This window comes from Virgibacillus siamensis (assembly GCF_039522605.1).
GTDB lineage: Bacteria > Bacillota > Bacilli > Bacillales > Amphibacillaceae > Lentibacillus > Lentibacillus siamensis.
The window spans coordinates 275,787-289,698 of record NZ_BAAADS010000018.1 but is presented as its reverse complement, the minus strand read 5'-3'; the positions used below and the strand labels follow the sequence as shown (position 1 = coordinate 289,698).

Genomic DNA, 13,912 nt, shown 5'->3' with positions numbered 1-13,912 from the left:
ATTATGCGTTTAAAGTCTTTTATTTCATTTGTTGACAGTTTAAGATTATTTTATTGGTGCGAAAGTTGAGTAAGTTATCAAAGTGTTTTTCAAAACCATCCATTCTTTGATTGACATTTTGAAGTTCGCTGAGTATTTGCTTCAACGTCTTTTCCATTAAAATCACTCCGATTTCTTTTTTTTATATAACACGGTTAGGTTAAGAAAAAATGGTTTACTCTTTTTTCACAACAAAAAAGCTACCGGTCCACTCAATAGCTGGGCCAATAGCTTTATTGGTTCTACAATATCTTATTCAAAAACTCTTTCGTCCGCTCTGATTCAGGATTGGTAAAGATCTGTTCCGGATCGCCTTCCTCCATAATAATTCCTTCATCCATGAAGAGAACGCGATCCCCGACTTCTCTAGCAAATCCCATCTCATGTGTCACAACTACCATGGTCATTCCTTCATAGGCTAGCTGTTTCATAACCGCAAGCACTTCACCGACTAGCTCCGGATCCAGTGCGGAAGTCGGCTCATCGAACAGCATCACCTTTGGCTCCATGGCAAGTGCACGGGCAATGGCCACCCGTTGCTGCTGACCACCGGATAACTGATTGGGATACTGTTCCGCCTTATCACTTAATCCGACCTTTTCCAGTAATTTTTGTGCACGTTCCTTTGCTTCATCCTTAGCAACTCCGCGTGCTTTCATTGGAGCGAGCATAACATTTTCGATAACGGATTTGTGCGGGAACAGATTAAACTGCTGAAAAACCATCCCGACTTCTTTTCGGACTTCATTAATATTGGTTTTTGGATCGTTCAAATGGGCACCGTCAACGCTAACGTCACCACTTGTTATTTCCTCAAGCAGATTCAGGCACCGCAAAAAAGTACTTTTTCCGGAGCCACTCGGACCGATGACACAAACAACCTCTTTTTGTTCAACTTTACAATCGATCCCTTTCAGCACCTCTAATTTTCCGAAGCTTTTATGCAAATCTTCAACTGTTATCATTATACATCCAGCCTCCTTTCGGCAATGCTTAAGACGAAGGATAATGTTAGCGTGATGGCCAGATAGAATACGGCGACGGTCGTATAAATTTCAACAGCATTAAAGTTGTTAGCCGCAATCAGCCGTCCTTGGAAAATCAATTCCGGAACGAGGATAACGGATAAGAGCGATGTATCCTTAATACTGATAATAAACTGGTTGCCAAGCGGCGGAATCATCCGTTTGAACGCCTGTGGCCAAATAATGTGACGCATCGTCTGTCGATGACTCAAACCAAGTGAACGGCCTGCCTCCATTTGACCTTTTTCAATTGATACGACGGCACCACGCACAATTTCTGCGATATATGCACCGGAGTTTAAAGCGATAACAATAATACCAGCCGTAACGGATTCAAAATTATACTGAATAATCAGCGGCAGTGCATAGAAAATCCATATAGCCTGAACCAGAACCGGGGTACCGCGTAAAATTTCAATATAAATACTAGAAATCCAATAAACAATTTTAAATCTTGATATACGCCCCAATCCAAAAATAGCACCAAGAACAAAACCTATCAAAAGACCAACCACTGAGATCAGCAGCGTATAATAAAGACCGGTCATGAGTTGTGGTAAAAATTCAACCACACCGGCAAAATTAAATCTGTCCAGCATACTTTCACCTCTCTTGTTGTCTCTCCAAAAGTGTAAAAGGGTGTAACAACCGGATGGTTACACCCTTCAACTGCATTTATTATTCTTTTGGTGGTTTTTCTCCAAACCATTCTTTATAAATGTCAGCATATGTTCCATTTTCTTTGAGTGTTGCCAAGGCATCGTTAATAGCTTTCACCAGTTCGTCCTGCCCCTTTGAAATGGCAATACCGTAGTTTTCAGCTTTATATAAGTCACCAACTAATTTCAGTTTGTCACTGCCTTTTGTCTTGATATAATAGGCAACGTTTGGCGCATCGTACAGAACAGCGTCAGCACTGCCGTTTTCCACTGCCAGATACACCTGACTCATTTGCTGATATTCATTAGGTGTTGCACCTTCAATGTTTTCTTTAATAAATGCCGAACTTGTTGAGCCCAGTCTGGTTGCAACTGTTTTTCCTTCCAGATCCTCAAGACCTTTGATTGATGTGTTATCTTTTGGAACACCAATACGCAGTCCCGATTTATAATATGGATCACTGTAGTCAATCTTCTTAGCACGTTTTTCGGTAATGCCGATACCTGCAACAGCAATATCAAATTTACCAGTCTGCAGCCCCGGAATGATACCATCGAAGTTTGTTGGTGCCAAATCTATTTCAAAACCTACTTCATCAGCTATAGCTCTAATCAGTTCAATATCAAAACCGGTATACTCACCGTTCTTTTTAAATTCAAACGGAACAAATCCGGTATCGGTGGCAACGGTATATTTATCTTTTAATCCACCATCATCCCCTGAGCCATCAGAGCTGCTTGTCTCATCACCGCCTCCACATGCTGCCAGTCCAAACAGGAGACAGACGGAAAACAGAATAAGCCCTAAAAACCTCCAATTATTCTTTTTCATTGTTGTGTACCCCCTTCGATTTTTTAAGCAATACATACAATTAATACTATCAAAGATTCACTTTTTAGAAAAATATGATTTTAAACCAAAATTGGGTATATGGTGGCATCTGCCTTCCCTACAATCATCACATTATCCATATTCCGGTATTTAATGCCAATAACTCCGAAATAATGCTGATAACTGAAAATATGCCGAAAGTGATAGAAATCACCGATATGCAAACCGTATAAAGATAGAGAAGAATTTTGATGGAGAAGATGAAATTCATGGCTGCCATTCGTATGGAAAATGAGAAAGACATAGTTGTCGAAGCCGATTTATCCGATATTCAAACATTTACTGATGAGGAGGAGTAAAAACTTTGATGGAATGATCACCGCCCTGCATACACAAGGGCAACATACGAAAGTGCTTGATGCATAATATCATACATTAAAAAACGCTTTTTCAGTGGACTGAAAGAGCGTTTTTATATATTAATTTTGTTACACACTAATTCTTTTCCCCGAGCTCAACCGATCGCTTGCGGGCATTTTTAACGCACTCCTGAACAGTTTCCTGAAATCCGCCGGCAGCCAGTGCTTCAAGCCCTGCCTGTGTGGTTCCGCCGGGGCTCGTAACCTTCTCTCGTAACGATGCAGCCGTTTCACCTGACTGTTTTAACATTTCACCGGCTCCGACAACTGTTTGTGCAATCAATTCCATTGCGGTTTTTTTATCCAGTCCGGCTTCAACAGCCGCCTTTTCCATAGCCTCGACAAAATAATACATATACGCGGGACCGCTCCCGGAAATTCCTGTTACGGTGTGCATATCATCTTCGGCAACAATTGCTGTCGTCCCGATTGTGTCAAATAATGCCTTTGCTTCCACCACATGTTCTTCTCCAGCATACTTCCCTGCAGATAGCGCCGTCGCAGAATAACCAATGGAAGCTGATGTATTCGGCATCGCGCGGATTACAGGTGATTGATTCCCGATTAATGCTGTTATATCATCCGTTGAAATGCCTGCAATAACGGAAATAATCAGCTGATTGGGGTTCAAATATTCCTTAATCGATTGTACAGCAGGTTCCAGGTCATACGGTTTTGTAGCCAAAACAACAATGTCAGCATCAACGGCAACTTTTTCCTTGTCCTGAATACTTTGTATCTGATACCGGCGCTCAAGCCGATCAATTCGTTCTTTATTATTTCTGTTTGTAACAACAATCTGTTCATTTTGCAGAATCTCTGCATGAACAATACCGGAAATGACTGCTTCAGCCATCGACCCGGCTCCGATAAAAGCAACTTTTTTATCCATTGACATAACCTCCTTTAAATCATTATCGTAATAAAGCGTGCACCTGACAGTATTCCATATATCATGCCAAATGAATGCATTTTTTTCAAGGGAAAAGAGTGGAGCTATGTATACAGAAAATGAATTCGGAAAAATGCCGGCACTTTATCAAAAGTAAAAAAACCGCTGCAAAAGCAACGATTTTTAAATATCTCCAATTTATGCGCTTATTGTTAAATGGAGGAGGTAGAGGGATTCGAACCCCCGCGCGGTTTGACCCGCCTGTCGGTTTTCAAGACCGATCCCTTCAGCCAGACTTGGGTATACCTCCGTGTGCGACAAGATTTAATATACCATGCTGTACAACCATTGTCAAACATAATTCCACAAAAAGTTCACCCGTGTAAAAAGGGTTTCGGACCACACCAGGTGGCCCGACACATCCATTTCTATTTCATTACCTGTTTACCGCCCATATACGGCTGCAGTACTTCCGGAACAGCAACAGATCCATCCTCCTGTTGATAATTTTCCAGGATAGCGGCTACTGTACGGCCAACCGCCAACCCGGATCCATTCAGTGTGTGAACAAATTCAGGTTTTCCTTTTTCTTCGCGGCGGAAACGAATACCAGCGCGTCTTGCCTGGAAGTCCTCAAAATTAGAGCAGGAAGAAATTTCGCGGTATGTTTCCTGGGTTGGAATCCATACCTCAATGTCATATTTCTTGGCGGCAGTGAATCCCAGATCACCGGTACACATACTCATCACACGGTATGGAAGTTCCAGCAGCTGCAGCACTTTTTCAGCATGACCGGTTAATTCCTCCAATGTTTCATAGGATTCTTCCGGCTTTGTGAAATGGACAAGTTCCACTTTGTTGAATTGATGCTGTCGGATCAAACCGCGTGTATCCCGTCCGGCAGAACCTGCTTCAGAACGGAAATTGGCGCTGTACGCTGCATATCGTTTCGGCAGGTCATCGTTGGACAAAATCTCATCACGATGGAAATTCGTCACCGGCACTTCAGCGGTCGGAATCAGAAAATAATCCCATTCTTCCAGTTTAAAAACATCTTCCGCAAATTTCGGCAGCTGGCCGGTTCCAGTCAAGCTTCCGCGGTTCACAATCTGCGGCGGCATCATCTCTGTATATCCATGTTCATCGGCATGTAAATCCATCATGAAGCTGATTAAAGCACGTTCCAGTCTTGTACCCAACCCTTTGTAAAATACAAAGCGGCTGCCGGTTACTTTGGCTGCACGTTCAAAATCGAGAATATCCAGATCAGTTGCAATGTCCCAGTGTGGCTTTGCTTCAAAATCAAAAGCCGGGGTCTCGCCCCATTTACGTGCTTCGACATTGTCATCTTCGTCTTCACCAACCGGCACCGTTTCATGCGGGATGTTCGGAATGGAAAGCATCATATGATTCAGCTTTTCCTGGATTTCCTTCAATTCTTTATCCAGTGCAGAAATTTGTTCACCTACTTCACGCATTTCTTTAATGGCCGGTTCCGCATCTTTTTTTTCCTTTTTCAGAGCCGAAATCTGTTTGGAAGCCTCATTCTTTTTCGCCTTCATTTTTTCCGTCTCGGCAATCAACTCACGGCGTCGCGCATCCAACTCACCGAATTTGTCCAGTTCGGATAAGTCCTCACCACGATGAGCCAACTTTTCCTTAACTAATTCAAAATTATTACGCAAATACTTCATATCCAGCATAATTCGTTCCTCCTTTGTATTAGAGAGCCTTTTTGCACTTATGCAAGGCTAAAACATCCTTTGAAAACTAAGGATAATGCATAGAACCCGCTTCGGAAATATACTTCGCTTTCACTTTTGAGCATAAGTGCGACATCAGCTCAAGAAAATCACTTTCGCTGTGTCTTCTTTACCGCGGGCGGCTGGTGAGCCTCCTCGTGCATAGTTGGTCGGTTTTACCGATAAAAATACTATTACCAAATAAAAAACTCCCGCCCCTGTATAAAACAGGGACGAGAGTGTTGATTCCCGCGTTGCCACCCTAATTGAAGAGATATACTCTTCCGGCTCGAACACACATAACGGCTGCTAACCGGGTTTGCCTACTATATTGTTCAGCAAACCAGTTTAAGGATGGATTCTCTGCAATGCCTATATCGGTTTTCAGCTGCCACCGACTCTCTGGGATAAGCATTTCAGATACTATTTCCTTGCATAACTGATCATATATTATGATATATCATACCCAATTACCTGCTAAGATGCAAGTGTTTTTAAAGATTGTTCCACCATTTGGGCAAAATATTCAATAAAACGATTATCATCGGTCAATTCAGGGTGAAATGCTGTACACAAAAAATTCTTCTGTTGTGCCGCAACAATACGATCCTGATACGAAGCAAGCACTTCCACCTCAGATCCGGGATCCACTATATATGGTGCCCGAATAAATACTGCACTAAAATGGTCACCAATATTTTTTACCGACAAATCCGCTTCAAAACTGGCTATCTGCCGGCCAAATGCATTACGGGCAACCTTCATATTCATCAAGCCTAAATGGGCATCAACTTGTCCTTCAATATCACTGGCCATCAAAATCAAACCGGCACACGTGCCAAATACTGGTTTGCCCTGTTTGCCAAATTCCCGGATGGCATCAAAAAAATCATAACTGTCGATCAGGCGGCGCATTGTCGTACTTTCACCGCCGGGAAGAATCAGCCCGTCAATTGCATCAAGCTGCTCCTTCCGCTTGATTTCGACACCTTTTGCACCTGCTTCTTCTATTGAACGGATATGTTCACGCACAGCTCCTTGTAATGCGAGTACACCGATTGTAGTCATCTTGATTCCTTCTTTCTATTCGCTGCGGTCCTGCATGCGGTCATGAGGTTCCAATGTGCTCATTTCCAGACCCTTCATGGCAGTACCCAAGCCTTTGGAAAGTTCGCCAATCAATTGATAATCAGTATAATGGGTTGTCGCTTCAACAATTGCTTTTGCAAATTTTTCAGGATTATTTGATTTAAAAATACCGGAACCGACAAATACACCGTCAGCACCCAGCTGCATCATTAATGCCGCATCAGCTGGTGTCGCTACACCGCCGGCAGCAAAATTAACCACTGGCAGACGGCCTTCTTCTTTTATTTCCAGTAACAGATTGTATGGTGCACCGATTTCTTTTGCAAATGTCATTACTTCATCTTCCGACATCGAGGTCAGTTTTCTGATTTCTGATTGTACCTGACGCATATGGCGTACCGCTTCCACAATATTTCCTGTACCCGGTTCACCTTTTGTGCGCAGCATCGAAGCACCTTCACCAATACGGCGGGCAGCTTCACCCAGGTTACGGCATCCACAAACAAATGGAACCGTATAATCAGATTTTTTTAAATGAAATTCTTCATCAGCAGGCGTTAACACTTCACTTTCATCAATATAATCAACACCCATTGCTTCCAGTACACGGGCTTCAACGATATGACCGATTCGTGCTTTTGCCATCACCGGAATGGATACCGCATTCAGTACTTCCTCGGTAACTTCCGGACTTGCCATACGGGCTACCCCGCCGGCTGCGCGAATATCGGATGGAACCCGCTCCAACGCCATTACGGCCACTGCTCCGGCTTCCTCAGCAATTTTAGCCTGTTCCGCATTGACAACATCCATAATGACGCCGCCCTTTTGCATTTCTGCCATACCGCGTTTAACGCGATCCGTTCCTGTATTTGTCATTTCGTTTCCCCCTCGTATTTCTATTAAATTAAAACCATCCTTTTACAGTATCCACAATCGAACCGAATAAATTAGAGAAGAAGCTTCCAATTGCCCCTAGCGTGAGCATAAACCAATTATCCTTCTCTACCTTTTCCTGTGCAACTAATGCTGCAGTTTGCTTATTCTCGTCAGGAAAAATATACCCATATTCCGCTTTTCCATTGTAAACAAGTTCAGCGGTTCCTATTTTTTCGCCTTTTTCAACTGGTGCCTTCAGTTCACCGTTCTTATTCAATTTTTCTTTATTTATATGATATTTAATGCTGTATTTCTTATCTTCACCATTTTTAACAGGTGCTTTGAATGCCTTTTCTACAGCTATTTCAACAGTCTCTTGTTTTCCCTTGGATACTGGAATGGTCGACTTATCTTCCAGTTGATAGCCTTTCTCGAAAACTTCTTTTGTTTCAAAATTACTGAATGCGTAGTCATACAGCTTTTCGGTTTCCTGAAAACGTTCTGCTTTACTGTCCGTTTTCATCACAACTGAAATAAAACGCTGTCCATCTCGCTTGACAGTGCCGGTAAAACAATATCCGGCAAGATCTGTATAACCGGTTTTCAGTCCGTCCACACCTTTATACTTAAACTGTTTTAAGTATGTAGCTTTATGCGGGAGCATCCAGTTCAGATTTTCCACTTTATAGCCCTCGAATTTTGCTTCCGTCATGCTTGTATAATCCAATGCTTCCGGATGATCATTAATCAGATTGAAAGCAAGCAGGGCTGCTGACCTTGCTGACAACAGATTATTCGCATTTGGATCAGTGCCTTTTGGAACATTGTCACCAAGCCATTCATTTGATAGGCCGGTGGAGTTTACAAATTTATATTCAGGTAAACCCATTTCCTTGGCTTTTTTATTCATCATTTTAACAAATTTTCCTTCTGATCCGGCGACCAGTTCCGCAAGTGCAATCGTTGCCCCGTTATCCGAGAAAACAGCCATTGCTTTATACAACTCTTTCACTTTGTATGGCTTGCCTTTCGTCAGGCCGATTCCCGAAAAAGTTTCGTCAGCGGAAATACTGTACGCATAATCACTGACTTGTGTCGTCGTATCCCAGCTTATCTGACCGGATTTAATGGCTTCCAACACTAAATATTCTGTCATCATTTTGGTCATACTTGCTGGAGGCAGTTTCATTTCAGGATTTTTAGCGTAAACTATTTTTCCTGTCTCAGCATCAACCAGAATAGCTGATTCTGCTTTTATGTTTAATGATCCCGCTGCCTGTGCAGAAAATGGCTGTGCAATAACTGCAGTCATCATTACCACTGCAATCAGTAAAAACGACAATCCTTTTTGTAGCGTATGTTTCACTTTCTTTAACCTCCAACATAATATGATTTACTTTCTATTACTTTCTAGCAAAATAGGAAGCACCTTGATATTTTACCATAAAAAATGATGAAAAAATAGACGGGGAATGACCCCCATCTAAAAAACTTTATAGGTAAATTATACTGTTTTGTCACCTGTAATTTTTTTTAACAGGCGGTACATTAATTCGGAAAATTTGACAGTTTTTCCGGCAGATTCTCTGTTTTTCCGGAAAATTTAAACGTTCATTCGGCACATTCGCGTTTTTTCCGGAAAATCCGGACGTTCATTCAGCATTTTTAAAATGAATAATTCGGTGCTTCTTTCGTAATTTGCACATCATGCGGATGGCTTTCCCGCAATCCTGCATTGGTTATTCTGATAAAACGCGCATCATGTCGCAGTGCATCAATAGAAGGCGTTCCGCAATAGCCCATGCCGGCACGCAATCCACCGGTCAATTGATGGACAGTATCAGCAAGTGGTCCTTTGTATGCTGTCCTTCCTTCAATCCCTTCCGGAACCAGTTTCTTCGCATCCTCTGAATCCTGGAAATAGCGATCTTTTGATCCAGCTTTCATCGCACCAACAGAACCCATGCCGCGATACACTTTATATTGTCTTCCCTGGAAAATTTCCGTTTCCCCGGGACTCTCAGCTACACCTGCAAATAGGCTTCCAAGCATTACTGCACTTGCACCGGCAGCTAATGCCTTCACGATATCACCGGAATATTTAATGCCACCGTCGGCTATCACGGCAACACCGTATTCCTCAGCAGCCTGAACACAGTCATAAACTGCTGTAATCTGTGGTACCCCAACACCTGCTACAACACGGGTTGTACAAATGGATCCGGGCCCAATACCGACTTTTACCACGGTTACTCCAGCTTCAATCAATGCTCTTGTCGCTTCAGCAGTTGCAACATTTCCTGCAATAATGTCCAAATCAGGATATGCTTCCCGTACCAGTCGTATTTGTTCAAGTACCCCTTTAGAGTGACCGTGCGCCGTATCAATGACAATCGCATCGACACCGGCATCCGTCAATTTTTCAATCCGTTTCAGCGCATCACCGGTAACACCAACTGCTGCTGCAGCCAACAATCTGCCCTGCGAATCTTTTGCTGCATTCGGAAATTCAATGACTTTTTCAATATCTTTAATCGTAATTAATCCTTTTAGCATTCCATGATCATCAACCAATGGCAGCTTTTCAATTTTGTGCTGCTGCAACAACTTTTCCGCTTGATCCAATGTGGTGCCAACAGGAGCAGTTACAACGTTTTCACCGGTCATGACATCTTTAATCGGAATGGAATAATCCTGAACAAATTTCAAATCACGGTTTGTAATAATGCCAACAAGGATTTGCTCATCGATATTATTGACGATGGGAACACCAGAAATGCGGAATTTTCCCATCAGGTGTTCTGCGTCATAAACCTGATGTTCCGGGGTTAAAAAGAAAGGATTTGTGATAACACCGCTTTCCGAACGCTTCACCTTATCAACCTGCTCGGCCTGATCCTCAATCGACATATTTTTATGAATGACACCAAGTCCACCCTGACGTGCCATTGCAATTGCCATCCCTGCCTCCGTAACAGTATCCATACCGGCACTGATGAAAGGAGCCTTTAGCTTTATGTTGTCCGACAGGTCCGTATTGAGTTTTACATCTTTCGGAAGAACTTCAGATTCTGCGGGCATCAGCAATACATCATCAAATGTCAAACCTTCTTTGGAAAACTTATCTTCGCGCATGTTCATCCTCCTCCTGTTTATGGATATATTTTGTCAAATGATTATAAATCATTAATTAGGCCAAACTATTCATGTTTCTATTGTTATATACAATACGCCAACAAGCGCGCTTTTTCAACAGGATTAGCAGGTCAGACAAAAAGAAATTAGATTCAAAATATTTGAATAGATTGTGGGGGAAAATGATGAATAAAGAAGATATTTCGTTATTGTTTACATATCTGCAATCGCAGGAGACAGCATTTGATTATTTGCTGCAATGCTACAGACGACAAAATCTGCCGGAAGCAGAAACAAAGAGTTATGAGAATGCAGGTGCGCTTATGCATTACATCGACCATGGCAGACGTTTTCTGACAAATGCGCGGGATACGGATATACTGATGATGCCGGTTTTATTATTTTACGGAATGACGCATTTGTGCAAAGCATGTCTTTTGACAAAAAGGCCGGACTATCCGGAAACAACAGCGGTACTAGCCCATGGCGTTTCGACACGAAAACGAAAAAAGAAGAATTATACCTTTTTACAGGATGAAGTCAAAATTCAACATAATGGCTTGTTTCCATACCTTGCTAAATATTTATACGCTGTCGGGTCATTTCCATTTGAAAAAATCAGGATGGAGCAATTGTTTTCCCTTATTCCGGAACTGAATCAGCTGTTTACGTTCACCAATTCACAAAAGTTGACAGCAGTGGGGGAGAAGGATTCCGATCAGTTGTATTTCCCGGAAAAAATCCTTGACGGCTATCACCTGACCGAAGCAGCGTTCATCAAACGGATCAACAAACATGCCGCAGGGCTGACCCATGTTCAGACAGTATCCGGATACATGGAAGTGGTATTATCAGCACCGGTTAATGAGGCATCCAGCCCTTTTTTTATTCATCATGAAACAGGCATTATTTACCTTCCGAACGACAGGGAGCATTTCCTTGCACTTCCTGAACTGCTTATCCATTATTTACTGCTGTATAACTTAAGCATGGTCAGCCGCTATGAAACAGAGTGGTGGGGGGAACTGCTCACTGCCAGAACAGAAGCTGATTTCCCGTTTATCCGACACTTTCTTCATGTTACCGCTGAAAAAGTGCCCCTCTTGTTGGGCAAAGAACTCCTGGATCAATTAGAGCCGGAATCAAGAAAGTAACGCAATCTGTAGCAATTCATCGCCGTTTCACCAAGCTGGTCCAGTAGATTGTAATTGGCATACGCCCCGACAATCGCACCAATTCCCGGCACCAGCTGCAGCATTTTCACAAGATCAATATAATCCCGGTACTCTTGCTGAAAAACGCGCCAATCCAATTCAGCAAGTTCATCTTTTTTATGCTGCCAGTTTTCAATTATTCGGAAAGTATATTCCCGATAACGGTCACTGGAGAATGCCAGCTGAAAAATGTGCAAAATGAACAGACGCTCTTTATAGTCTTTCACGTCATATCCGTACAGGGCAGCCGTTTCAAACAGAAAACGCATCTTAATGGACAACAGCAGAGGAAAATCGGCAAGCCCAAGAAATATTCCGCCCGCACCAGTTCCGGCACCTTCAGCAGCGGCCGTCCGTTTGTAGACATCCTTACGTTCAAGAACAAGTTTTTCTTTGTCCTCAAGTGTCACCGGCGGATCCTGTGGCGGTCTAACCGTATATTCCGAACCAATCAATGTCGCCTGGACCATTTTCTTGATACTTTCGGTAATCACCTGATGAGCTCGCTCCGGAATTTTTTCATTTATTTTGTTTTGCGCCTTTTTGGCAAGCTTGTTGATGAAGGTTGAATTTTTGGCCATTTTTTTACGCCACTCAATCAGTTCAACCTTAACCGTTTCTTCGTAATGCTTCATCTGCATCGTCCTTATAAAAATTCTTCAATTGTTCTGACAAAGTTTTTAGCACAAAAAGTAATTTTAGTTGTCCATTCGACCAGTGCGCATTGTCAGACTGTTCACACCAGCTTCTCCTTTAGCGAATTTAAAGCCAGAAGCTTGTTTCACAGGGTCCAGTTCTATAATTGAACTGCTATTCCAAGTCTAACCCCTTCTTTATAACTGTCTACAACCTTTTTTTCATATAAATGCTGATTAAGATAAATCTTTGGCGTTTTACCATTGTATTTAGGCGAAACATGATAAATCAAAACAATATTGGTTGACATGTCAGGTTTTAAACTGCGTAACTTTTCAACATCAAAATTTCCATCCCTGGTCTGAAAATACTCCAGTCCATATCCTAATTTGGCTGTAATCAGATGCATGACATCTATTTTTTTATCGGATATATTACGGACTTCCATTTCGAGCGTCAGCGGCACTGATTTATAATTGTTTTCTACTTCCGTTTTACCATAAGAGGCACTTTTGATTTGTAAAATTGCGTTGTCTAACTTTATTTCTTCTCCAAGCTTATAGGTTTTGATTTTATACTCCGTTGCTACACCTGCATTAACCTGATAGACCCTAAACCCCCAGGCAATGACCAGCATTACTGATAAAATGACCAGAATCCATTTCTTTTTACTCATCTTCTTCACCCTGCATGTCATATGTATCCATAATTTTACCATTCTCCATTAAATAGATGGTATCTGAAAGAAAGTTGAGTTCATCTTTGTCGTGACTTGCCAATAATATACATTTATTTTTAGACTTTAATTTTAATAATAATGCTTTAAACTCTTCTACACCATCAGAATCGAGCGCATTGGTCGGTTCATCCAGAATGATAAGTTCAGGCTCTTCCATAATCGCCTGGGCAATTCCCAACCTTTGCTTCATCCCCAGAGAATATTTACGATACTTTCGCTTATCTTCCGGATCCAGACCCACTATGCGTATCGATTCCTTAATGCGTTCATCACTGATTTTTCCAGTTAAATCAGCGAGTAACTTCAAATTCTTAAAACCAGTATAACCATTTAAAAAACCCGGATTCTCTATTAATACGCCAACACTCGGTGGAAATGAGATTTCTTCACCAAGTATTTGACTATCGACCTTAACTGTTCCTTTGGATGGAAGAATCAGGCCGCACAACGCCCTGAACAGCATGGTTTTCCCGGAACCATTTTTACCCCTGAACCCATAAATACTGCCTTTGTTTAATGATAAATTAATATCTTGCAAGATAGGTTCTTTCTTTATAGCTTTTGACAGTTGACTCACTTGCAGGAAGGCTGAATCTGCCATTGATAATCCCC

General features: G+C 42.1%; 13 protein-coding genes, 1 tRNA gene and 1 other annotated feature. Of the genes, 1 reads left to right on the top strand and 13 read right to left on the bottom strand.

What is annotated here, in order from left to right; translation table 11 throughout:
- Positions 1-281: 281 nt before the first annotated feature.
- From ABD010_RS13810 to guaB, 10 genes are all read right to left on the bottom strand, one after another.
- Positions 282-1,004 carry an amino acid ABC transporter ATP-binding protein gene (locus ABD010_RS13810; protein WP_343814238.1) on the bottom strand — a complete coding sequence of 241 codons (723 nt, stop codon included), beginning with the start codon at positions 1,002-1,004 and terminating at the stop codon, positions 282-284.
- A complete protein-coding gene (locus tag ABD010_RS13805; protein WP_343814235.1) occupies positions 1,004-1,663 on the bottom strand; it encodes an amino acid ABC transporter permease in 660 nt (219 codons plus the stop codon). Before ABD010_RS13805 ends, ABD010_RS13810 begins: the two co-directional genes overlap by 1 nt.
- A 79-nt stretch (positions 1,664-1,742) precedes the next feature.
- Complete coding sequence (locus ABD010_RS13800; protein ID WP_343814232.1) at positions 1,743-2,555, bottom strand: transporter substrate-binding domain-containing protein; 813 nt, start codon at positions 2,553-2,555, stop codon at positions 1,743-1,745.
- Positions 2,556-3,050: 495 nt separating this feature from the next.
- Positions 3,051-3,872 (bottom strand): pyrroline-5-carboxylate reductase, encoded by an 822-nt coding sequence (gene proC / locus ABD010_RS13795; protein WP_390351350.1) that lies wholly within the window; start codon positions 3,870-3,872, stop codon positions 3,051-3,053.
- Positions 3,873-4,083: 211 nt separating this feature from the next.
- A tRNA-Ser gene (locus tag ABD010_RS13790) sits at positions 4,084-4,176 on the bottom strand.
- Positions 4,177-4,294: 118 nt separating this feature from the next.
- Positions 4,295-5,569 (bottom strand): serine--tRNA ligase, encoded by a 1,275-nt coding sequence (gene serS, locus ABD010_RS13785; protein ID WP_343814226.1) that lies wholly within the window; start codon positions 5,567-5,569, stop codon positions 4,295-4,297.
- A 265-nt stretch (positions 5,570-5,834) separates the two neighbouring features.
- Positions 5,835-6,054: a binding site (T-box leader), on the bottom strand.
- Between the two features lie 31 nt (positions 6,055-6,085).
- Positions 6,086-6,676: a pyridoxal 5'-phosphate synthase glutaminase subunit PdxT gene (gene pdxT, locus ABD010_RS13780; protein ID WP_343814223.1), complete on the bottom strand. Its 591-nt coding sequence runs from the start codon at positions 6,674-6,676 to the stop codon at positions 6,086-6,088.
- Positions 6,677-6,691: 15 nt separating this feature from the next.
- A complete protein-coding gene (gene pdxS / locus ABD010_RS13775) occupies positions 6,692-7,576 on the bottom strand; it encodes a pyridoxal 5'-phosphate synthase lyase subunit PdxS (RefSeq protein ID WP_174615234.1) in 885 nt (294 codons plus the stop codon).
- 28 nt (positions 7,577-7,604) lie between these two features.
- Positions 7,605-8,942: a D-alanyl-D-alanine carboxypeptidase family protein gene (locus ABD010_RS13770; RefSeq protein ID WP_343814218.1), complete on the bottom strand. Its 1,338-nt coding sequence runs from the start codon at positions 8,940-8,942 to the stop codon at positions 7,605-7,607.
- Positions 8,943-9,241: 299 nt separating this feature from the next.
- Complete coding sequence (gene guaB / locus ABD010_RS13765; protein WP_343814216.1) at positions 9,242-10,711, bottom strand: IMP dehydrogenase; 1,470 nt, start codon at positions 10,709-10,711, stop codon at positions 9,242-9,244.
- Between the two features lie 182 nt (positions 10,712-10,893).
- Between guaB and ABD010_RS13760 the strand changes: the two genes are divergently transcribed.
- Positions 10,894-11,865: a YaaC family protein gene (locus ABD010_RS13760; protein WP_343814213.1), complete on the top strand. Its 972-nt coding sequence runs from the start codon at positions 10,894-10,896 to the stop codon at positions 11,863-11,865.
- Here the strand turns inward: ABD010_RS13760 and ABD010_RS13755 are convergent.
- From ABD010_RS13755 to ABD010_RS13745, 3 genes are all read right to left on the bottom strand, one after another.
- Positions 11,838-12,560 carry an EcsC family protein gene (locus ABD010_RS13755; protein WP_343814210.1) on the bottom strand — a complete coding sequence of 241 codons (723 nt, stop codon included), beginning with the start codon at positions 12,558-12,560 and terminating at the stop codon, positions 11,838-11,840. The two genes, ABD010_RS13760 and ABD010_RS13755, sit on opposite strands and share 28 nt — an antisense overlap.
- Positions 12,561-12,721: 161 nt before the next feature.
- Entirely contained in the window at positions 12,722-13,237 is a 516-nt protein-coding gene (locus ABD010_RS13750; RefSeq protein WP_343814207.1) for a hypothetical protein, read from the bottom strand.
- Positions 13,230-13,901: an ATP-binding cassette domain-containing protein gene (locus tag ABD010_RS13745; protein WP_174616267.1), complete on the bottom strand. Its 672-nt coding sequence runs from the start codon at positions 13,899-13,901 to the stop codon at positions 13,230-13,232. The genes ABD010_RS13750 and ABD010_RS13745 overlap by 8 nt, the downstream gene beginning before the upstream one ends.
- Between the last annotated feature and the right edge of the window lie 11 nt (positions 13,902-13,912).